Source organism: Nocardia rhizosphaerihabitans (genome assembly GCF_014646295.1).
In the GTDB taxonomy this organism is placed as follows: domain Bacteria; phylum Actinomycetota; class Actinomycetes; order Mycobacteriales; family Mycobacteriaceae; genus Nocardia; species Nocardia rhizosphaerihabitans.
This window is the reverse complement of record NZ_BMNE01000009.1, coordinates 1-21,297: the sequence shown is the minus strand read 5'-3', so window position 1 is coordinate 21,297 and position 21,297 is coordinate 1. Positions and strand designations below refer to the sequence as shown.

General features: G+C 69.7%; 20 protein-coding genes. 2 read left to right on the top strand and 18 right to left on the bottom strand.

Features of this window, described 5'->3' with window-relative positions:
- Positions 1-50: 50 nt before the first annotated feature.
- The 11 genes from der to steA form a co-directional block, all read right to left on the bottom strand.
- On the bottom strand, positions 51-1,469 hold the full coding sequence (gene der, locus IEY60_RS29360) for a ribosome biogenesis GTPase Der (protein WP_189033765.1): 1,419 nt from the start codon (positions 1,467-1,469) through the stop codon (positions 51-53).
- Positions 1,466-2,170, bottom strand: a complete 705-nt coding sequence (gene cmk / locus IEY60_RS29355) for a (d)CMP kinase (protein ID WP_189033914.1) — start codon at positions 2,168-2,170, stop codon at positions 1,466-1,468. Before cmk ends, der begins: the two co-directional genes overlap by 4 nt.
- Before the next feature lie 38 nt (positions 2,171-2,208).
- Complete coding sequence (locus IEY60_RS29350) at positions 2,209-3,516, bottom strand: pseudouridine synthase (protein WP_189033764.1); 1,308 nt, start codon at positions 3,514-3,516, stop codon at positions 2,209-2,211.
- 8 nt (positions 3,517-3,524) lie between these two features.
- A complete protein-coding gene (gene scpB, locus IEY60_RS29345; RefSeq protein ID WP_189033763.1) occupies positions 3,525-4,181 on the bottom strand; it encodes an SMC-Scp complex subunit ScpB in 657 nt (218 codons plus the stop codon).
- A 70-nt stretch (positions 4,182-4,251) separates the two neighbouring features.
- Positions 4,252-5,136 (bottom strand): segregation and condensation protein A, encoded by an 885-nt coding sequence (locus tag IEY60_RS29340; protein WP_373291787.1) that lies wholly within the window; start codon positions 5,134-5,136, stop codon positions 4,252-4,254.
- Complete coding sequence (locus IEY60_RS29335; protein ID WP_229740260.1) at positions 5,133-5,966, bottom strand: ParA family protein; 834 nt, start codon at positions 5,964-5,966, stop codon at positions 5,133-5,135. Before IEY60_RS29335 ends, IEY60_RS29340 begins: the two co-directional genes overlap by 4 nt.
- Positions 5,967-6,215: 249 nt before the next feature.
- Positions 6,216-7,154 carry a site-specific tyrosine recombinase XerD gene (gene xerD / locus IEY60_RS29330; protein WP_189033760.1) on the bottom strand — a complete coding sequence of 313 codons (939 nt, stop codon included), beginning with the start codon at positions 7,152-7,154 and terminating at the stop codon, positions 6,216-6,218.
- A gap of 53 nt (positions 7,155-7,207) precedes the next feature.
- Positions 7,208-7,864: an NUDIX domain-containing protein gene (locus IEY60_RS29325; protein ID WP_189033759.1), complete on the bottom strand. Its 657-nt coding sequence runs from the start codon at positions 7,862-7,864 to the stop codon at positions 7,208-7,210.
- 16 nt (positions 7,865-7,880) lie between these two features.
- A complete protein-coding gene (gene pyrG / locus IEY60_RS29320; protein ID WP_189033758.1) occupies positions 7,881-9,602 on the bottom strand; it encodes a CTP synthase in 1,722 nt (573 codons plus the stop codon).
- Positions 9,603-9,774: 172 nt separating this feature from the next.
- Positions 9,775-10,716 carry a copper transporter gene (locus IEY60_RS29315; RefSeq protein WP_189033757.1) on the bottom strand — a complete coding sequence of 314 codons (942 nt, stop codon included), beginning with the start codon at positions 10,714-10,716 and terminating at the stop codon, positions 9,775-9,777.
- A complete protein-coding gene (gene steA / locus IEY60_RS29310) occupies positions 10,713-11,915 on the bottom strand; it encodes a putative cytokinetic ring protein SteA (RefSeq protein ID WP_189033756.1) in 1,203 nt (400 codons plus the stop codon). The genes IEY60_RS29315 and steA overlap by 4 nt, the downstream gene beginning before the upstream one ends.
- Before the next feature lie 164 nt (positions 11,916-12,079).
- On the opposite strand from steA, the gene IEY60_RS29305 reads away from it, so the two are divergent.
- Positions 12,080-12,244: a hypothetical protein gene (locus IEY60_RS29305; RefSeq protein WP_189033755.1), complete on the top strand. Its 165-nt coding sequence runs from the start codon at positions 12,080-12,082 to the stop codon at positions 12,242-12,244.
- A gap of 2 nt (positions 12,245-12,246) precedes the next feature.
- On the opposite strand, the gene IEY60_RS29300 is transcribed toward IEY60_RS29305, so the two are convergent.
- A complete protein-coding gene (locus IEY60_RS29300) occupies positions 12,247-12,723 on the bottom strand; it encodes a hypothetical protein (protein ID WP_189033754.1) in 477 nt (158 codons plus the stop codon).
- Between the two features lie 196 nt (positions 12,724-12,919).
- Between IEY60_RS29300 and IEY60_RS29295 the strand changes: the two genes are divergently transcribed.
- A complete protein-coding gene (locus tag IEY60_RS29295) occupies positions 12,920-13,339 on the top strand; it encodes an SRPBCC family protein (RefSeq protein WP_189033753.1) in 420 nt (139 codons plus the stop codon).
- Positions 13,340-13,386: 47 nt separating this feature from the next.
- Here IEY60_RS29295 and recN read toward each other — a convergent pair whose 3' ends face one another.
- The 6 genes from recN to IEY60_RS36610 form a co-directional block, all read right to left on the bottom strand.
- Positions 13,387-15,156, bottom strand: a complete 1,770-nt coding sequence (recN, locus tag IEY60_RS29290; RefSeq protein ID WP_189033752.1) for a DNA repair protein RecN — start codon at positions 15,154-15,156, stop codon at positions 13,387-13,389.
- A complete protein-coding gene (locus tag IEY60_RS29285) occupies positions 15,134-16,090 on the bottom strand; it encodes an NAD kinase (protein WP_189033751.1) in 957 nt (318 codons plus the stop codon). Before IEY60_RS29285 ends, recN begins: the two co-directional genes overlap by 23 nt.
- On the bottom strand, positions 16,087-16,908 hold the full coding sequence (locus IEY60_RS29280; protein ID WP_189033750.1) for a TlyA family RNA methyltransferase: 822 nt from the start codon (positions 16,906-16,908) through the stop codon (positions 16,087-16,089). The genes IEY60_RS29285 and IEY60_RS29280 overlap by 4 nt, the downstream gene beginning before the upstream one ends.
- Position 16,909: 1 nt before the next feature.
- Positions 16,910-17,197, bottom strand: a complete 288-nt coding sequence (locus tag IEY60_RS29275) for a hypothetical protein (protein ID WP_189033749.1) — start codon at positions 17,195-17,197, stop codon at positions 16,910-16,912.
- A gap of 13 nt (positions 17,198-17,210) precedes the next feature.
- Positions 17,211-18,104, bottom strand: a complete 894-nt coding sequence (locus IEY60_RS29270; RefSeq protein ID WP_189033748.1) for an HAD-IIA family hydrolase — start codon at positions 18,102-18,104, stop codon at positions 17,211-17,213.
- A 444-nt stretch (positions 18,105-18,548) separates the two neighbouring features.
- Positions 18,549-21,068, bottom strand: coding sequence for a hypothetical protein (locus IEY60_RS36610; RefSeq protein WP_373291786.1), 2,520 nt, complete (start codon positions 21,066-21,068; stop codon positions 18,549-18,551).
- Positions 21,069-21,297: the final 229 nt, after the last annotated feature.

Sequence of the window (21,297 nt, the reverse complement as noted above, 5' to 3'; positions counted from 1 at the left end):
CGAAACACAGCGAGCCCCGGGCAACTGCCCGGGGCTCGCGTGGTGACGATCTACTTCTTGCGTTCCTTCTTCTCGCGCACACGCACCGAGATGCGGACGGGCGAGCCGTCGAAGCCGAACTCCTCACGCAGGCGGCGCTCCAGGAAGCGGCGGTAGCCCGCCTCGAGGAAGCCGGTGGTGAACAGCACGAACGTCGGCGGGCGGGTGCCTGCCTGGGTGGCGAACAGGACGCGGGGCTGGCGGCCGCCGCGCATCGGCGGCGGGGTGGCCGCGATGACTTCCTTGAGCCAGGTGTTCAGGCGACCGGTGGAAATGCGCTTGTCCCAGGACTCGAGCGCGGTCTCCATCTGCGGCACCAGCTTGGCCACGGCGCGGCCGGTGTGGGCGGAGATGTTGACCCGCTGGGCCCACGGCACCCGCACCAGGTCGCGATCGATCTCGCGCTCGAGCATGTAGCGGCGGTCCTCGTCGACCAGGTCCCACTTGTTGAACGCCAGCACCAGCGCTCGGCCGGAGTCGGCGACCAGGCTGATCACGCGCAGGTCCTGCTCGGTGATCGGCACCGAGGCGTCGATCAGCATGATCGCGACCTCGGAGGCCTCCAGCGCCGACTTGGTGCGCAGCGAAGCGTAGAACTCGGTGCCGGAGGCATTGGACACCTTGCGGCGCAGACCGGCGGTGTCGACGAACTTCCACACCTTGCCGCCCAGTTCGACCAGCGAGTCGACCGGGTCGACGGTGGTGCCCGCGACATCGTGGACGACCGAACGCTCGTCGCCGGCGAGCTTGTTGAGCAGGCTCGACTTGCCGACGTTCGGCTTGCCGACCAGCGCAACGCGACGCGGACCTGCGGCGCCGGTGCCTTCGCGCGGGGTTTCGGGCAGTGCGGTGAGCACGTCGTCGAGCAGGTCGCCGGTGCCACGACCGTGCGCGGCCGAGACCATCCGTGGCTCACCGAGACCCAGCGACCACAGGCTGGCGGCCTCGAGTTCGACCTTCTGGTCGTCGACCTTGTTGGCCACCAGGATCACCGGGATCTTGGAGCGGCGCAGCTTGCGCACCGCGGCCTCGTCGGTCGCGGTGGCGCCGACGGTCGCGTCGACGACGAGCAAGATCGCGTCGGCGGTCGCCATCGCCACCTCTGCCTGGCGGGCGACATGCTGCTGCAGGCCCTTGGCGTCGGGCTCCCAGCCGCCGGTGTCCTGCACCAGGAATCGGCGCCCGGCCCAGCTGGCCTCGTAGGAGATGCGGTCGCGGGTGACGCCGGGGACGTCCTCGACGACGGCTTCACGACGGCCGAGGATGCGGTTCACCAGGGTCGACTTGCCCACGTTCGGGCGGCCGACCACCGCGACGGTGGGCATCGCGAGGTGTTCGTCACCCTCGTGCTCACCTTCGAAATCGGCGATCTCCCAATCGGTTTCGTCGGACCAGGTGCCGTCTCCGACCAGAACCTCTTCGTCGATCATCGCGAACCTCCTGTCGTGGCCGAAAGCTGCTGGGCCACCACGCGGTAGAGCTCGTCGATGGTCTCGTCCATCGTCAGGTCACTGGTGTCGACGAGCACCGCGTCGGCGGCGGGGCGCAACGGCGACACCGTGCGGGTGGAATCGAGGGTGTCGCGACGCTGCACGTCGGCCAGCACGGCCTGGTAGTCGTCGCCGCGGCCCTCGCGGATGTTCTGGGCATTGCGCCGCTGGGCGCGCGCCTCCGCGGAGGCGGTCAGGTAGATCTTGGCGTCGGCGCCGGTGAGCACGACGGTGCCGATGTCGCGGCCCTCGACCACGATCCGTCCGGCCATCGCGGCGATCTCGCGCTGCAAGGCGACGAGCTGCTCGCGCACCTCGGCCACCGCGGACACCGCGGAGACGGCCTTGGTGACGGCATCGCCGCGGATCTCGGCCGAGACGTCCTCACCGTCGAGCTCGATCACCTCGTGGCTCGGGTCGGTGCCGATAGACAACGGCAGCGCCGCAACGGTTTCCGCGATCGCGACCGGATCGGTCAGGTCGACCTCGGCGCGCAGCACGCACAGCGTCGCGACCCGGTACATGGCGCCGGTGTCGAGGTAGCGGGCAGCCAGGCGGGTCGCCAGCCTGCGCGACACACTGGACTTGCCGGTGCCGGACGGGCCGTCCATGGCGACGACGAGCGTGCCCTCACCGGTCATCCGGTCGCCGGCGAACTCCACCGGGAAATCCACTCCGTTCACAGCTGCACCGCCTCGTAGAGTTTGCCGATCTCGTCTCGGCCGAGCACGCGCAGCGTGCCGGGACGCTGGTCGCCCAGTGCCACCGGGCCGATGTGGGTACGCACCAGCCGGATCACCGGGTGGCCGACCTCGTCGAGCAGCCTACGCACGATGTGCTTGCGGCCCTCGTGCAACACGAGCTTGACCAGCGAGCGGCCCTCGTAGGCCTCGAGCAGCATGAACTTGTCGACCTTGGCCGGGCCGTCTTCGAGCTCGACGCCCTCGCGCAGGCGCTTGCCGACCAGGCGGTAGTTGACCTCGCCGTTGACGGTGGCCAGGTAGGTCTTGGGCACCTCGAACGACGGGTGCATCAGGCGATGCGCCATCTCGCCGTCGTTGGTGAGCAGCAGCAGGCCCTCGGTGTCGGCGTCGAGACGGCCGACATGGAACAGGCGCTGACCGGCGGCGATCCGCTCGGCGACGATGTCGCCGACGCAGGGACGACCCAGATCGTCGGACATCGTGGACTGCCAGCCCTTGGGCTTGTTCAGCACCAGGTGCACGAGTTCGTCGCGGACGACGACGCGGGTGCCGTCGACGCGCACGACCGCGTTCTCCGGATCGACGCGCAGACCCTGCTCCCGCACGATCTTGCCATCGACCTCGACGCGACCGGCGGCGATCATGTCCTCGGCCGCACGGCGCGAGGCCACACCAGCCTTGGCGAGCACCTTCTGCAGGCGTTCGCCTTCGCCCCACGGCAGCTTCTTCGGGCCCTCGGTGTTCTCGGCGTGCTGGTGCCGGGCGGGCTTGGCGTTGTTCAGGATCGTCGGTGCGACGACCTTGCGCTGCGGCTTGGCGGACTTGGTCTTGCGGGCGGGCGCCTGCGAGGTCGCCGGGCGGGCGGTGCTTCCTGCCCGCTGGCCGCCGCGTGCCGGGCTGCCCGCCGAGCCGGAGCTGCGCTGGTAGCCACCCTCGCGGCGGTCGTCACGCTGGTAGCCGCCACGGCGATCATCGCCGCCACGCTCGTAGCCGCCTGCGGAACCGCCGCGTCGATCGTCGGTCGCGCCGCGCTGGTAGCCGCGGCCCGCCGATCCGCGCCGGTCGTCGGAGCCGCCACGGGTGGAGCCACCCGAGGAGGAGCGGCGGCCGGTCGACTCACCGCGCTCGTATCCGCCGGTGCCGCGGCGGCCGCTCGCATCACTGCGGCTGCCCGACTGCCCGGTGCCGCCGCGGGTTCCCGCGGTTCGGTTCGCGCCGCTACGGGGCTGGTCGCTGCGTTTTCTTCGGTCCGGTGTGCCATCTCGGCGAGCGGAATTATTCATCTGTCCTGTCAATCGTCGGTGCCGAGATCCATGTCGGACTCGGTCGGTTTCTTCAGCCTGGTGAACCGGGGATCGGTCTCCATGCTCTCGCTGATCTCGTCGATCAGGTCGACGCCGGGAAGCAGCGGCGCCAGCGGTGGCAGGTCGCCCAGTGAGGCGAGCCCGATCCGTTCGAGGAACAACTCGGTGGTGCGATACATCGTGCCGTTGGTCTCCGGGTCCTGACCCGCTTCCGCGATCAAGCCCCTGGCCAGCAGTGTGCGCATCACTCCGTCGACGTTCACCCCGCGGACCGCGCTGACCCTGGTCCGGGTCACCGGCTGGCGGTAGGCGATCACCGCCAAGGTCTCCAAGGCGGCCCGGGTCAGCTTCGTCCGGGCCCCGTCGAGCAGTACGCGCTCGACGTAGGGCGCGTACTCCTGTCGAGTATAGAAGCGCCAGCCGTCACCGACGAAACGCAGGTCGATGCCGCTGCCCCGCGCGGTGAGCTCCGCCGACATGGCCCGCAGCGCGGTCTCGACCCGCTCCGCGGTGTCGTCCAGGGCCGCTGCCAGCTGTTCTACCGGCGCGGGAGCGTCCACGACGAGCAGCATCGCCTCCAGCGCCGACCGCAGTTCGGGATCGTCGAGCGGCTCGGAAGTGAACTCCACCACTGCCTCGGTCATACTGTGCCCTCCTGGATGATCGGGAGCCCTCCGTGGTTACGCTGCGCTGCCGCCTCCGGGCCTGACCCGATCATCCGTAGTCCTCCTCGAACGTCAGTGCGGCGGCTTCGGCATCAGGATCGAGCTCGCCGAGCCAGCTCACGGCCAGCGGGCCGAGCGGATCGGGCTGGTCGAACGCGATGGTCTTGCCGCGGTACAACTCGAGCAACGCCAGGAACCTGGCCACGATTTCCACCGGCACCGTGCAGTCGTCGACCAGTTCGGCGAAAGTGGTCCACCCGCCGGGACCGCGTTCCTTGAGCCGGGCCAGCACCAGCTCGGCCTGCTCGGCGACCGAGATGGTGTGCATGTGCAGATGTCCGAGGCCGACCTGGGCGATCGGGCGTGGCCGGAACGCGGCGGCGGCGATCTCGGCGAACGCGGCGATGTCGACGCCGAGGGTCACCTCGGGCAGCAGCCCTTCGAACTGTTCCTCGAGCGCCACCGAGCGCGGATACCGGCGCAGCGCGGCCGCTTCCAGCTCGGCCAGCAGCGCGGCCACCTGTTTGAACGCCCGGTACTGCAGCAGGCGGGCGAACAGCAGGTCGCGGGCGTCGAGGAGTTCCAGGTCGTCGGCGTCGGTCATCTCGCCCGACGGCAGCAGCCGGGCCGCCTTGAGGTCGAGCAGGGTGGCGGCGACGACGAGGAATTCGGTGGTCTGATCGAGGATCTTGTCCGCGCGCAGCTTGGTGTTCTCGGCGAGCTCGGCGGTCAGCGCCTTGGTGTAGGCGATGAACTCGTCGGTGACCTGATGCAGCGCGACCTCGGTGACATCGAGTTTGCGCGAGCTGATCAGCGTCAGCAGCAGATCGAACGGCCCCTCGAAGTTCGTCAGCCGCAGGTGGAACCCGGTGTTCTCGGCGGCGGGTGCCGCTTCTTCGTGAGCCTCTTGCACCTCGGGTATTGCGTCGATCACCGGCCCGACCGGTGGATGACTTCGCGTGCCATGGCCCGATACGACTCGGCGCCCGCCGATTTCGGCGCCCAGGTGGTGATCGGCTCACCGGCGACGCTGGCGTCCGGGAACCGCACGGTGCGGGAGATGGCGGTGTCGTAGACCAGATCGCCGAACACCTCGACCACGCGCGACATCACCTGACGGGAGTGCAGCAGCCGGGCGTCGAACATGGTGACCACGATGCCGTAGAGGCTCAGGCGCGGGTTGAGCCGGTCGCGCACCTTCTCGACGGTGTCGTTGAGCAGAGCGAGGCCGCGCAGCGAGAAGTACTCGCATTCCATCGGGATGATGACGCCGTCGGAGCAGGCCAGCGCGTTGACGGTGAGCAGGCCGAGCGAGGGCTGGCAGTCGATGAGGATGTAGTCGTAGCGATCGCGCACACCCGAGAGGGCACGGCCGAGCGACTGCTCTCGACCCACCTCGTTGACCAGCTGGATCTCGGCCGCGGAGAGGTCGATGTTACTGGGTAACAGGTCCATGCCGTCGACCTTGGTGGTCTGCAGCACGTCGTCGACCGTGGCCTTCCCGCCGATCAGCAGGTTGTGCACGGTGAGGTCGAGGTCATGATGGGCGACGCCGAGACCGGCCGAGAGCGCACCCTGCGGGTCGAGGTCGACGAGCAGCACGCGGCGGCCGTATTCGGCCAGGGCCGCACCGAGATTGATGGTCGAGGTGGTCTTGCCGACCCCGCCCTTCTGGTTGCACATGGCCACCACGAGCGCGTCGCCGTGACGCTGCACCTGCGGGGGCTCGGGTACCAGTCGCAGCGGGCGCCCGGTCGGGCCCATCTCGACGGCCTCGGCGACCTGCTCCGGTCCACCGTCCCACGGTGTTTCCGCTGTCGTCACGATCCGCTGCTCCTTATACGTTTTCCTGCCGGTAACCCCTGTCGAGGGTAGCGAGGCCGATTCGGCTCGGACTCGCTTTCGTACGGTCCAGCTCTGGGTAGACGCTACCGCTCGGACCGGTGAGGTACGGCATGGCAACGCCGGGCGTGTTCGCACCATACCCGCCGGGCGCGATCGTGCGGTGGAGGTTCACGTGGCCCGCGGATGCGCGGTCGCCCAGACCTCGCGCAGGGTGCTCACCGTCACGAGCGTGTAGATCTGGGTGGTCGTCACCGAGGCGTGGCCAAGCAGTTCCTGCACGACGCGCACATCGGCGCCGCCGTCGAGCAGATGCGTCGCGAAGGAATGGCGCAGGGTGTGCGGCGACACCGTCGCGCCGATGCCCGCCCGCTCGGCCGCGGTCTGCAGTACCTGCCAGGCACTCTGCCGCGACAACCTGCCGCCGCGCGCGTTGAGGAAAAGGGCTCCGGCGGAGCCTTTTCCGCTCGCGGCGAGGGTGGGGCGGCCACGGACCAGGTAGGCGTCGACCGCGGCGAGGGCGGGTCTGCCGATCGGGACGAGCCGCTGCTTGCCGCCCTTGCCGTGCAGGACGACACAGCGCTGCTCGGCATCGATGTCGTCGACATCGAGCCCGACCATCTCCGAGATACGTGCTCCCGTAGAGTACAGCAGTTCCAGCAGCGCCCGATCGCGCAGACCACGCGGCCCACCGTCGGCGCCGCCCGAATCACCGTCGCCGCCTGCGGCTTCGAGCAATCGCAGCACTTGGTCGTAAGGCAGCGCCTTGGGTAACCGCCGACCCGGGGCAGGCGGTTTCACGGCATGCGCCACGTCGGTGTCGGTGATCCCCTCGGCGGCGGCGAACCGGTGCAGGCCACGCACCGCGATCAGCGCCCTGGCCACCGATCCCGCGGCCAGCGGCGGATGATCTTCCCCACCGGAACGCAGCACCATGGTGAACTCCGCGACATCACCCTGCGCGACCGCGCTCAGGTTCGCGATGCCGCGTGCGGTGAGGAAAGCCCGGTAGCGGGCCAGGTCACGACGATAGGCGCCGAGGGTGTTGCGCGCGGCTCCGCGCTCGACCGCCAGGTGGTCGAGATAGGCGTCGATCTCCCGCGACAGCACGCCCGGCCCCGGCTAGTCCCCGCCGACCGCTGCGGCTGGGTCGGCCGCCGTGCTCACGCGTCGCTACCGGGGGCCGCGGACTCGGCGGCCTTGCGACGCAGGAACGCTGTCGGCTGACCCGCCCACGGCGCGTCGGCCGGACGCAGGGGAATCCCGCTCGCCGTGGCCGCGGCGTACGCGAGCACGCCGGCGACCGCCGTCGCGTTCACGATCTCTCCGGCCAGCGCCACGCGGACCGCCTCGGCGACCGGCATCCTGACCAGCTCGAGATCGGCTTCCTCGTGCTCCGGGTCGGGCCGGTCGGTCTCGGTGAGCCCGGTCGCGAAGAACACCCGCAGCGCCTCGTCGGTGAACCCGGGCGACAGCGCGACATCCACCAGCACCGACCACTCGGCGGCGGCCAGGCCCGTCTCCTCGGCCAGCTCGCGCTTGGCCGCGGTGAGCGGGTCCTCGCCGTCGATGTCGAGCAGCCCGGCGGGCAGTTCGAGCAGCCGGGTACCGATCGGATGCCGGTACTGGCGGATCAGAACGACATTGCCGTCGTCGTCGAGCGCGAGCACCGCGACAGCGCCGTGGTGCTCGATGACCTCGCGCTCGACGATCCGCCCGTCCGGCATCGCGACCTGATCCTGGCGCAGAGCCACGATCGCGCCGCTGTAGAGCACCCGGCTGGAGACCGTCTCGAAGTCGTGACTACCGGGCTTGCTCACGTTGCTGCTCTCCCGCTCAGAGATCCGCGGCCTGCTCCGCGAGCTCTTCCTCCGGGAAGTCTACGGGAAGGCGTTCGGCCAGTTTGTATTTCAATGCCGCGTTGATTAGCGCGGCGAACAGCGGATGCGGCCTGGTCGGACGGCTCTTGAGCTCCGGGTGCGCCTGCGTGGCGACGAAGAACGGATGCACCGCGGCCGGGTACTCCACGAACTCCACCAGGTGCCCGTCGGGCGAGGTGCCCGAGAACACCAGACCGCTCTTGGCGATGGCGTCGCGGTAGGCGTTGTTGACCTCGAACCGGTGCCGGTGCCGCTCGGAGACGTGCTCGGAGCCGTACGCCTGCGCGACGACCGAGCCCTTCTGCAGCGTGGCCGGGTAGGCGCCCAGGCGCATGGTGCCGCCCAGATCGGCTTCACCGGCGACGACGTCTTCCTGGTCGGCCATGGTCGAGATGACCGGGTTCTTGGTGTCGGGCTCGAACTCCGCCGAGTTGGCGTCGTCGATGCCGACCGAACGCGCCGCCTCGATGACCACGCACTGCAGGCCGAGGCACAGGCCGAGTAGCGGGATGCCGCGGTGGCGGGCGTAGCGGATCGCGCCGAGCTTGCCCTCGATGCCGCGGATGCCGAAACCACCGGGGATCAACACCGCGTCGACCTCACGCAGCGCCGCCTGGGCGCCCGCCTCGGTCTCGCACTCGTCCGAGGGCACCCAGCGGATGTTCACCTTCGCCCGGTGCGCGAAGCCACCGGCGCGCAGCGCCTCGGTCACCGACAGGTAGGCGTCGGGCAGGTCGACGTACTTGCCGACCAGCGCCACCTCGACGGTCTCGCGCGGCGAATGCACGCGGTCGAGCAGGTCGCCCCACACGGCCCAGTCCACATCGCGGAACGGCAGTCCGAGCTTGCGCACGACGTAGGCGTCGAGGCCTTCGCTGTGCAGCACCTTCGGGATGTCGTAGATCGACGGCGCGTCGGGGGTGGAGATGCACGCCTCCACGTCGACGTCGCACATCAGCGCGATCTTGTTCTTGAGCCCCTGCGGCACCTCGCGGTCACAGCGCAGGATCAGCGCGTCGGGCTGGATACCGATATTGCGCAGCGCGGCGACCGAGTGCTGCGTCGGCTTGGTCTTGAGCTCACCCGAGGGCGCCAGATACGGCACCAGCGACACATGCAGGAAGAACACATTGTCGCGACCCACATCATGGCGGATCTGACGCGCCGCCTCGAGGAACGGCTGCGACTCGATATCGCCGACGGTGCCGCCGATCTCGGTGATCACCACGTCCGGCACCTGGCCCTCGAGATCGGGGCCCTGCATCGCCATGATGCGGTTCTTGATCTCGTCGGTGATGTGCGGGATCACCTGGACGGTGTCGCCGAGGTACTCGCCGCGCCGTTCCTTGGCGATGACCGTCGAATAGATCTGCCCGGTGGTCACGTTCGCGTCCTTGGATAGGTCACGATCGAGGAACCGCTCGTAGTGGCCGACGTCGAGGTCGGTCTCGGCGCCGTCCTCGGTGACGAACACCTCGCCGTGCTGGAACGGGTTCATGGTGCCCGGATCGACATTCAGATACGGGTCGAGCTTCTGCATCGTCACCCGCATGCCGCGCGCGGTCAGCAACTGACCGAGGCTGGAGGCGGTGAGACCCTTACCCAATGAGGAGGCGACGCCACCGCTCACGAAGATGTGCTTGGTGGCAGTTCGAGCCTGATTCCGTGTTTGACCCACGGAACTCCAGAGTAACAGGCGCCCGCCTCTCCGCGTATTTAGCGGGTCGTTTGCGACGGGGTGTGTTGGCAGTCGGACAGGCGGTGAGATGGTCGGCGACTGCTGGGCGTACCCGGCGAGTTACCCATGTGCTCACGAAATCAGTCGTCTCGACGGGCCATGGAGATGGCTGTCAGCGCGGCATCGCGACCATCGTCAGCGAGGTGGCGGTCGGGCCGGTTCCGTAGCGGCCCGCGCCGCCGGAGAGTTGTTCGGTGAAGGCGAGAGCTGTTGTCACCCTGCCTATTTCGCGGTCGACATTGTCGACCGTGGTGACCGTTGCGGCCAGGGGTGCCTGGGCGCGGACGTGGGCGATGGCGGCGGTGTCCTCGGCGGCGCCTGCCCGGCCCGCGAGCACGGTCCCTGCCGCCCTGGCACGGACCGCGCCAGTGAAGCGGGCAATAGTCGCGCCCTGTCCGGTGTCGGATGCGACACCGTTGCCGGTGACCACCACGGCGAGTTGCGCGGGTCGCACTGGAGTGTCGCCGTAGGCGAGGAAGCCGCCCCCGCGCAAGGTCTCCAGGACCAGCGCGAGTTCGGGCCCGGTGCTGCGCGGCTGATTGGTCGCGGGGTCGAGCAGCAGGGTCAGGCCGAGCAGGTCGCCCGCCATGCTGCCCTGATCGACCGCGCCGGTCCGCAATTGCGCGCCCGCGGGGACGATATTGGTCAGCGCCGAGCGCATCCGGTCGCCCTCGCCCGCGTCGACGAACGAGTCGGTCAGCGCGATCCGGCCGGTCACCGCGGCACCTGCCGTCTCGAGGGCCTTGCTCACGCCGTCGATGTCGCCGGGGTCGGCGTCGGGGGTGGTGAACACGACGACGCTGCGGTCGGCCAGCGTGCCGCCGAGAATGCGCCCCGCCGACCCGGCGATGAACTGATCGGCGGCATCGAGCCTGCCGGTCAACTGCTCGTTCTGCGCGGCCAGCGCGTCGACCTGGCCGCGCAGATCACTCTTGTCCGAACGCAGCCCGGACAGCATGTCCGCGGCCAGGGTCTGCGAGCCGAGCACCACCCCGACGGCCAGGGCGAGGAAGATCGCCGCGATCGAGATGGCATGGTGACGCAACGAGATCACAGCCGACCACGCACCCATAGGACGAACTGGTTCCAGTACTCGACCGCCCAGTCCAGCATCTCGGACCCGTTGCGCGAGGCCAGGATCACCACGACGATCGCGACCAGCGCCGCCAGCACCACCATCGCCAGCGCCGCGCCCGAGGACCGCTGCCGGTACAGCGTCGACATCGCCTTCGCGTCGACCAGTTTCGCGCCGACCTTCAACCGGGTCAGGAACGTCGCCGGATTGCTGTCACGACGGCCACGGTCGAAGAAGTCCTCCAGCGTCGCGGGCGAACCGGCCAGCACGATCAGCGACGCGCCGTGATGGTCGGCCAGCATCAGCGCCAGATCCGTCGGCGAGCCCGACGACGGGAACGTGGTCGCGCCGATACCCAGATCCTGGATGCGTTCCAGACCCCTGGCGTGCCCGTCGGTGTCGGCGGGCAGGATCATCTCGGCGCCGGATCGCAATGTCTCCGTGCTGATCTCGTCCGGATCGCCGACGATCAGATCGGGCGTGTACTTGAGCTTGCGCAAGGTGTCGGCGCCACAGCCGACGCCGATCAGGATCGGCGCGTACTCCTTGATGAACGGCTTGAGCCGCTGCAACTCCTCGAGATGCCCCGGCCCGTCGGCGATCACGACCACGTGCCGGTTGCGCAGTTCCAGCTCGATGTCGGGGACACCGATGCCGTCGATCAGCAGCGCGCTCTCGGTGCGGACGAACTCGGTGGTGTTGCCCGCGAACGCGTCGAGGTGATCGGCGAGGCCGTTACGCGCCTCGATCATCAGGTCGGCGACGTCCGACTCGTCGAACTCGATGCCCTGGACCAGGACCTCGGGTTCCTTCTTGATGATCAGCTTGTCCTCGTAGACGATGCCGTCGTCGATGCGCACCTTGGCGCCGTCCTTGATCTTGCCGAAGGCATCGGAGGACACCGTGTCCACCAGCACGATCCCGTTGGCCACCAGCACTTCCGGGCCCAGATTGGGATATCGGCCCGAGATGGACGGAGACGTGTTGATCACCGCGACGACACCGGCCTCGACCAGCCGGTCCGCGATGTGGCGGTCCAGATCGGTTTCGTCGAGGACCACAATGTCCCCGGGACTGACGCGTCGCAACAGGCGCCGGGTGTCGCGATCCACCCGGGCGATCCCGGTGACACCAGGCAGCGTTTCCGTGTTCCTCGACAACAACGCCGGCATCTTCATGTCGCCGATGATGCGGCCAAACCCTCAACCTTTGGTGGAGGCGCGCCGATTTGCCGGTCGCATTCGTCCGAGCACAGCAATCTGTCGGCACACCCGGTTCCTCGTCAGCTGACGGCCCGCACGTAGCGCACCACGCACCCACAGAACCGGATTATGTTGGGAGAATGGACTTTTCCCGCGATCGCGGCACCGCCATCGGCGTGGTGTGCGTCGCGATCTACGTGACGGCAGTGACCGCGCTGGCACTCATCGGGCATACCGCGCTGCGGACCCGCGTGCGCGGACTGATCAACGCGCCGATCACCATGTTCGCCGCGGCACTGTCCTGAGTTCAGGACGCTCGAAAGGTGCCGTAGCCGGGCAGGACGGTCACGCTCGGACCGATATTGCCGCCGACTGCGACCGAATAGACCCCGGCGACGATCTGTCCCGCGCCGGTGTGGACGGTGACGGGGCCGACGGGGCACTGGGCCGGATCGGTGCACGGATAGATGTAGGGCACGTCGACGATGCCGGACTGGCCGGTGTTCACGTTCAGCCACTGCACACGGGCCCGCAGCCACGGCGAACCGTCGCCCTTGTAGGGCAGCACGGCACTCACCCCGAAGGAGGTCTGTCCCGGCTGATTTCCGGTCGTCGCGGTGACGGTGACATGGTCGGTGCCCGGCCCGTTCATGCTCCAGCCCCAGAACGCCGCTGCCCCGGTCAACGGGGTGGTCACCGGCTCGGCGGCCGCGACACCGGTCGCACCGAGCACTGCCGTCGCGGCGACGGCGGTCGCACCGCCGATCCTGCTGATCCATCGCATCGTCTCGCGCTACCTTTCGGCCGGTCCCCGTCTGCACGGGGACACTCCACAAAGTTCGGCTGACCAACGATCTCCGGCCAGTATGTCGGACGCACCGGCGAGCCGGTGACCGCCGAGCGGAGATGGCCAGATCGGAGCAGGGGTGGCAATTACCCGTATGCTGCGGGTCACAGACATCTCGGACAGGAGACACATCATGCCCCGCAGCACCGTCGAGACGGTTTTCGACGCCCCTCGCGACATCGTCTACCGCCTCTTCACCGAGCGTGAAGCCGTCAGCCCGTACCTGCCGATCCAGGTCAAGCTGATCAAGCAGGGCGATCCGGCCACCGGCGTCGGCGCGCAGCATCTGCTCGGCTTCGGCAAGGCGGGCGTCACCGAGGAGATCACCGCGCTGGTCCCCGGCGAGCGGATGGAATACAAGATCGTCAAGGGCGCGCCGGTCAAGCGCCACGTCGGCATCGTCACCTTCGCCGATACCTCCGCCGGCGGCACCCGCGTGGTCTACACGATGGACTCCGAGCCGTCACTGCCCGTGCCGGCACCGGTGCTCGAGTTCGGCCTGCGTCAGCTGACCAACCAGCTCATCGGCGGCGTGCGCAAAGCACTGAAGTAGTCGCCTCGACGTCGCCCGCGTCCCGCGCGGGCGACGTCATCCGCGGATCAGGCCGGTGCTCGCTCCGCCCGCGCGGTTTCCAGCAGTTCCTCCGCGTGCGCGCGGCCGGTCTCGGTGTCGTCCAGACCCGCGAGCATGCGCGCCAGTTCCACCACCCGCTCGTCGTCGGTCAGGGTGCGAACCCCGCTGTCCACCTTGCCTTTTCCGTCGTCGGACTTGTTCACCACGAGGTGGGTGTCGGCAAAGGCCGCCACCTGCGGCAGATGCGTCACCACGATGACCTGGTGGGTGCGGGCGAGCCGTGCCAGCCGCTTGCCGATCTCCACCGCCGCCCGGCCGCCGACACCGGCGTCGACCTCGTCGAACACCATGGTCGCGCCGTGATCGGACCCGGCCAGGACGACCTCGAGCGCCAGCATCACCCGCGAGAGCTCACCGCCGGAGGCGCTCTTGCTCAACGGCAGCGACTGCGCGCCGGAATGCGCCGAGAGCCGGAACTCGACTTCGTCGACCCCGTTCGGCCCGGCGTGCAGCTGCTTTCCGTCGATATCGATCGGCGCCGAATCCTGGGCGCCCGCGGGTACGGGGCGCACCTGCACCTCGAGCCGGGCCTTGCCCATCGCCAGCCCACCGAGCTCGGTGCTCACCGCCGTGGCCAGCTTGCCCGCCACCTTCGCTCTGGCGGCGCTGAGTTTGCGGGCGGCCTCACGCACCTTGCCCGCCGCGGTCTCGACTTCACCCGCGAGTTTGGCCAGCGCGTCCTCGGACACGTCGAGCGAGTCCAGGCGGGCGCGTGATTCGTCGGCCCAGGCGATCACGCCGTCGATGTCAGGCGCGTATTTGCGGGTCAGCGATTTCAGCTCGGCCTGGCGGGTGAGCATCGAGTCGAGCGCGCCGGGATCCGACGGCAGCTCCGACAGATAGCCGCTGAGTTCGGTGGTCACGTCGACGACCACCGCGATCGCCTCGCCGAGCCGCGGCGAGAGCCCGCTCAGCCCCGGATCGTCGGCGGCATCCAGCCGGGCCCGCGCGCCACCGAGCAGGTCGAGCACGCCCCCGCCGTCGGCGGGCGCGTCGGTGGGACCGGACAGTGCCTCGTGCGCGGCGACGGCCGCCTCACGCAGCGAATCCAGGTCGCTGAGCCTGCGGATCTCGGCGACCAGACGGGCGTCCTCGCCGGGTTCCGGTGCGATGCCGTCGATTTCGGCGAGCGAATGCTTGAGCCGGTCGGCTTCGAGCGCCAGTTCCCTGCTGCGCGCCGTCCGCTCGAGCAGCTCGGTGCGGGCATCGAGCCACGATCGACGGTGCACCTGATACTTGCGCAGCAGCCCGGCGACGCCGTCGCCGGCGAACTGATCGAGCGCCGCGAGTTGCTGTTCCGGGCGCTGCAGGCGCAGCTGGTCGTTCTGGCCGTGCACGGTCAGCAGCCGGGAGGTGAACTCACCGAGGACCGCCGCCGGCACACCGCGACCACCGAGGTGCGCACGCGAACGCCCGTCGCTGTTGACCGTGCGCACGGCGATCACGCTGCCGTCCTCGTCGGCCTCGGCGGCGGCGGATTCCAGCACCTCGCTGACGGCCGCGCGGGCCGCTTCGTTGACATCGTCGATGACGAACCGGCCTTCGACCACGGCCTTCGCCGCGCCGAGCCGCACCCGGCCCGCGTCGGCGCGCGCGCCGCTGAGCAGGTGCAGGCTGGTGACGACCATGGTCTTGCCCGCACCGGTCTCACCGGTGAGCACGGTCAGACCCGCATGGAACTGCGCGGTCGCCGTCGAGATGACGCCTAGTCCGTCAATCCTGATCTCTGTCAGCATCGCGGCTGTTCTCCGTTCGATGTCTACCCCGCCAGCCGGTGACCGGCAGCTGGAACTTGCGCACCATCCGGTCGGCGAACGGCGCGGAATCCAGCCGCACCCACCGCACCGGTCGTTCGCCGCGGACCACTTCGGCGCGGCCACCGCGCGGCAGGGCCAGGGTGCGCCTGCCGTCGAGGAACACGATCGCGTCGTGTCCGGTCGCCACCGTCTCCACGGCGATCAACGAATCCGGGCTGGTCACCAGCGGACGCGCGAACAGCGCATGGGCGTTGCTCGGAATGACCAGCATCGCTTCGAGTTCCGGCCACACCACCGGTCCGCCCGCGGAGAACGCGTAGGCAGTCGACCCGGTCGGCGTGGAGATGAGGATGCCGTCGCAGCCGAACGACGAGACCGGCCGCCCGTCGACCTCGAGCACCACTTCCAGTACGCCCATGCGCTGCGCGTTCTCGATACTGGCTTCGTTGAGCGCCCAGCCGCGTTCGACGATCGTGTCGTCGACCCGGACGGTGACGTCGATGGTCATCCGGTCTTCCACGGGATAGTCCCGGTCGACCACCTGGGCCAGCGCCTCGTCGAGGTGCTCGGCCTCGGCTTCGGTGAGGAAACCGATGCGGCCCAGATTGATTCCGAGCACGGGCACCCCGCTCGGGCGACCGAGTTCGGCCGCGCGCAGGAAGGTGCCGTCACCGCCGAGGGCGAGCACCATCTCGCAGCCCAGCGCCGCGGACGGGCTGTGCGGCACCACCCGCACCGGGTAGCCGCCGGGCTCGTCCTCGAATCGGGTGCTGTCGGCCTCGTCGGCCAGTACCCGCAGGCAGATGCCCGCTTCGGCGAAGATCTTCGCCACCCGGTGCGCGGTCTCGATGATCTCCGCGCGACCGGGATGGGCGACGAGCAGGATCTCCCTGCCGCCGTCGTGCGTGTTCACTGCGGACCCTCCTCGACCGCACGGGCCACCAGGGCCTCCACCTGCGCGGTGTCGTACTCGAACGGCCCGACCTTGCGCAGCCACAGGAAGTACTCGACATTGCCCGACGGTCCGGGCAGCGGGCTGGCCACCACACCCTGTGTCCGCAACCCGAGCGCGCCCGCCGCGGCGGCGACTTCGCACACCACTTCGGCGCGCAACGCCGGATCGCGCACCACGCCACCGGAACCGACCCGTTCCTTGCCGACCTCGAACTGCGGCTTCACCATCGGCAGCAGATCCGCGCCGTCGGCGGCACAGGCCGCGAGCGCGGGCAGCACCAGTCCCAGCGAGATGAACGACAGGTCACCGACGACGGATTCGACTGTGCCGCCGATGGTTTCGGGGGTGATGTTGCGCACGTTGGTCCGGTCGTACACCTGGACCCGGTCGTCGTTCTGCAACCGCCAGATCAGCTGGCCGTACCCGACGTCGACCGCGGCCACCTCCTTCGCGCCGCGCGACAGCAGCACGTCGGTGAACCCACCGGTCGACGCTCCCGCGTCCAGGCATCGCTTACCCGCGACACTGAGCCCCTGCGGCTCGAACGCCTCGAGCGCGCCGAGCAGCTTGTGCGCACCACGCGAGGCCCACGACACCTCGTCGGGTTCCTCCCGCACGATCAGCGGGGTACCGGTCTCCACCGCCGTCGCCGGTTTCACCGCGACGGTTCCGGCAATCAGGACGCGCCCCGCGCTGATCAGCTCGACCGCGTGTTCTCGCGATCGCGCCAATCCGCGGCGAACCAGTTCGGCGTCCACACGCGCTCGCCTGGCCACCTCAGATCTTGTCCACTGTCGCCAGGGCATCCACCAGCACGTCGTGCGCCTGCTCGAGGATGCGCGCACGACGGGTGATGTCGGCACCGGCCTCGGTGTTCTCGGCCGGGCCGGTGACCGAGGGGGTCGCGCCGAGTTCGGCGAGCAGCGCGTCGACCTCGGCCTTGATCCGGTTCGGGTCGGCCGGTTCCGGCCGCGCCTGACCACCGGGCAGGTGACTGCCCGGCAGTGGGATCCCGGGGCGGGGTGGCTGTGGCGCGCCGGTCGGCGGTGAACTCGGAGTACTCATCGTGTCGTCAACGCTATCGGATTTCCGAATCGACTGCGCGCACCCGTACCGCCCGGCCGGGGTGCTGTCGCAACAGTTCCGCGACAGCCGCAGGCGCGACCGCTTCCGGCACGATGTCGGCGTTGAGGGCGTCGAGTGAGGTGGCGATATAGGTGGGCACCTGCGCCGGGGGCGCGATGACCACTTCCTCGAGCGTGCTGACCCCGGTCAGCACCAGCAGCGAGTCGAGCCCGAGCCCGTTGGCGCCCTCGATATCGGTGTCGAGGCGATCGCCGACGACCAGCGCGTTGCGGGCGCCGCAACGCTCGAGCGCGTCTTCCATCAGCGGCGCGTACGGCTTGCCCGCGACCAGCGGCTCACGATCGGAGGCGGTGCGCAGCGCCGCGACCATGGACCCGTTGCCCGGCGCGAGTCCGCGCTCGTTCGGCAGGGTGCGGTCGGTGTTGGCGGCGACCCACAACGCACCCGCCCGCAGCGCGTACGCGGCTTCGGCGAGGTCCGGCCACGCGGTGGTCGGCGAATGCCCCTGGACGACGGCTTCGGGCGGTACGTCGCCGAACCGGCGGATCGGCACGAGGCCGACCGCTTCGACCTCGGCGGCGAGATCGTCGGTGCCGACGACGAGCACCCGGGCTCCGGGGGCCAGCCGGTGCGCCAGCATCCCGGCCGCGGCCTGAGCGCTGGTCACCACGTCCTCGGCCGTGGCCGGATAGCCCAGCTCGGCCAGATGGTCGGCGACCGGGCCCGGCCCACGGGCCGCGTTGTTGGTGACGTACACCAGCCGCTGCGCCGAATCACCGTCCGGAGCGAGCGCTTTCGGGGCACCGTCGATCACCTCGGGACCGCGGTACAGCGTTCCGTCCAGATCGAGCAGCAAAGCGTCGTATTGATCGCGTAGCCGGTTCACACACCCTCACTCCGTCGTTACTGGCGGGCCGAACACACCTGCCGACCCTAGGCGAACCCACCGACAGCTCTGGGCCGTCGAATCGTGCTCGCACCCTTCATGATCGAGCATGCCGTGACCGTCCGTGCACGGTGTGCCCGGTTTCGGCGCACGGCCTCGCGCGCGTCGCCACCGCCCCGGTGATTCAAGTCACCACCGGCCACTTCACCACTCAACGGCATGGCTCAGTACGCGGCCGCCGAGCGGTACCCGCCGCCGAGGCCGGTGTTCCGCCATCGTCAGCGGCGAGCCAATCCTGTTCCACCTGGTCGAACACCACCCTGCAGGTGCCGCTCGGCCGTACCGGCCCGCTCTGTTCGGCGCCTTCTGACCCTGACGCAGAACGGCCGCAGGACGGGAACCGCTATCGGGTACCCGGCCTGCGGCCGTCGAGTGCTGGAGCTACTACGCGTCCCCGGTGAGTTCCGCGGCGCGGTCCTCGGCGTCGGTTTCGTCGTCGAGGTCGGCGGCAGCGGCATTGAGGAACCACTGCAGACCGTCGTCGGTGCGGCCCGCCGCGACCAGCGCGTCGGCGTAGGCGTAGAACAGGCGCGCGGCGGCCGAACCGGTGCGCGCCGGATCCAGATCGGGGGTCTGCAGCGTCACGACGGCCTGGTCGAACTGACCCAGGTCCATCCGCGCGCCGGCGACCACGATCCGCAGCTCGGTGGCCTCGTCACCACTGAGCGCCTGCGCCTCTTCGCTGCGGCCGAGCTCGATGGCCCGTTCCGGCCGCCCGAGACCGCGCTCGCAGTCGGCCATCACGGCGAGCAGCCCGGAGCCACCCGACATGCGTCGCGCGGTCCGCAGCTCCGAGAGCGCCTCGGCCCATTCCTCGGCGTGGTACGCCACCACACCCGCGGTCTCGCGCACGACCGCGATGCGGCCCGCCCGCTGCCGGGCGGCCCTGGCATGTGCCAGGGCGAGGCGGGGGTCGTCTTCGAGCAGCTCGACGGCCATCACCATGTGCCGGGCGACGGTCTCGGCATTGTTCTTGTCCAGGCTCAACAGATCGCGGCGCACGGCCGGATCGAGATCGGAGGCCTGGACGTCTTCCGGCAGATCCGGCTCGTCCGGACGCGCCGCGCGGCGGTCGGTGGACCGTCCGCCCGCGGTCCGGGCGCCTTCGCCGCCGCGACGGCGGTCGTCACGGTCATCGGCGCCACGGCTGCCGTAGCCGGACTCCGCCGCGCGAGCCGAGGTCTCTGCCGCGTCGCGATCGTCGGCTACCTCGTCGATGTCCTTGTTCGCAGGCTCGGCGACTACCTCGTCCGCGGACTCGGCGCGCTCGGTGGCCGACGAGGTGTCGTCGGACTGCTCAGTGGACGCGGGTGCGATCTCATCGCTTGCTGCTGCCTCGACGTCGGCCGACTCGATGTCGGCCTGCTCGATACCCGTGGCATCGGCGTCCGATGCGGCCGCCGACGAGACAACGCCGAGGACATCGCCTTCGCGCTCGCGCCGCTTCTCGCGGTACGTGCCGTCCAGCGGCGCACCGTCCTCGCCGACGTAGCGGTTCCCACCGGAGTCGCCGCCCCGCTTGAAGCCACCGCGCCCGCGATCGTTGTCTTCGCGCCGCTGGTAGCCGCCACGATCCGAGCCCTCGCCGCGCTTGAAGCCGCCACGATCCGAACTTCCACGCGAACGGTCATCGCCCTCGTTGCGGCGGAAGCCACCACGATCGCCGGAACCGCCACGGCCCGTATCATCGCGACGCTGGTAACCACCACGGTCACCGCTGTCGCGACGGAAACCACCGCGGTCGCCGCCACGATCGGCACCACCACGCGAACGATCGTCACCTTCGTTGCGGCGGAAGCCACCACGGTCCGAACTTCCACGCGAACGATCGTCACCTTCGTTGCGGCGGAAGCCACCACGGTCCGAACTTCCACGCGAACGGTCATCGCCCTCGTTGCGGCGGAAGCCACCACGATCGCCGGAGCCTCCACGGCCCGCGTCATCGCGCTGCTGGTAGCCACCACGGTCGCCACTGTCGCCGCGCCGGAAGCCGCCGCGGTCACCGGAGGAGCCACGACTCGCATCGTCGCGCTGCTGGTAACCGCCACGGTCGCCACTGTCGCTGCGCCGGAAACCACCACGGTCGCCGGAGCCACCGCGACCCGCGTCGTCGCGCTGCTGGTAGCCACCACGGTCGCCACTGTCGCCGCGCCGGAAATCGCCGCGGTCCGAACCACCGCGCGAGCGGTCGTCGCCTTCGTTCCTGCGGAAGCCCGAGCCACCGCGGGGACGGTCGTCGTTGTCGCGCCGGAAGCCGCCGCGGTCACCACGGTCATAGCCGCCGCGCGAACGGTCGTCACCTTCGCGACGCTGGTAGCCGCCGCGATCGCCACCACGATCCGAACCGCCACGGGGACGGTCGTCATCGTGGCGGCGGTAGCCACCACGGTCGCCGCCGCGGTCGAAACCACCTGCGGGACGGTCGGATTCGTCACGACGACGGAAGCCGCCGCGGTCACCGGAGGAGCCACGGCTCGCGTCGTCGCGCTTCTGGTAACCGCCACGGTCGCCACTGTCGCTGCGGCGGAAACCACCACGGTCATTGTCGTCGCGGCGCTGGTAGCCACCGCGGCCTGCATCGTCGCGGCGCTGGTAGCCGCCGCGATCGCCGCCACGGTCCGAGCTGCCGCGCGAGCGGTCGTCATTGTCGTTGCGGCGGAAGCCGCCACGATCGCCGGAGCCGCCGCGGTCATCGCGGTTGAAGCCGCCACGCTGGCCCTCGGAACCACCACGGCTGCCACGATTGTCGTCGTTGCGGCGGAAACCGCCGCCTTCGCCACGTCCTGCGCCACGGTTGTCGCCGTGTCCGCCTCGGGGGCGATCGGTCGGTTCGCCGCGCCGGCCGAAACCGCGGGCGTCTCCGTCCCGGCGGAAAGGCTTCCGTCCGTCGTTGTGTTCCGACACGGCGATCCCTTTCTAGATTCCCCGGCCTCGGGGAGTGTTGTCATGGCCCCGCCTACAAGAATTCAACCACGGGCGGAGGACGGGGCATCGTCCGCCTGGTGTGCCAGGACCGTCATCGGCCCCACAAACGCCGATAGGGGACCCAATTCTGGGTCCCCTATCGCGAAGGATGTTCCGGCGGTGTCCTACTCTCCCACACCCTGTCGAGTGCAGTACCATCGGCGCAGGT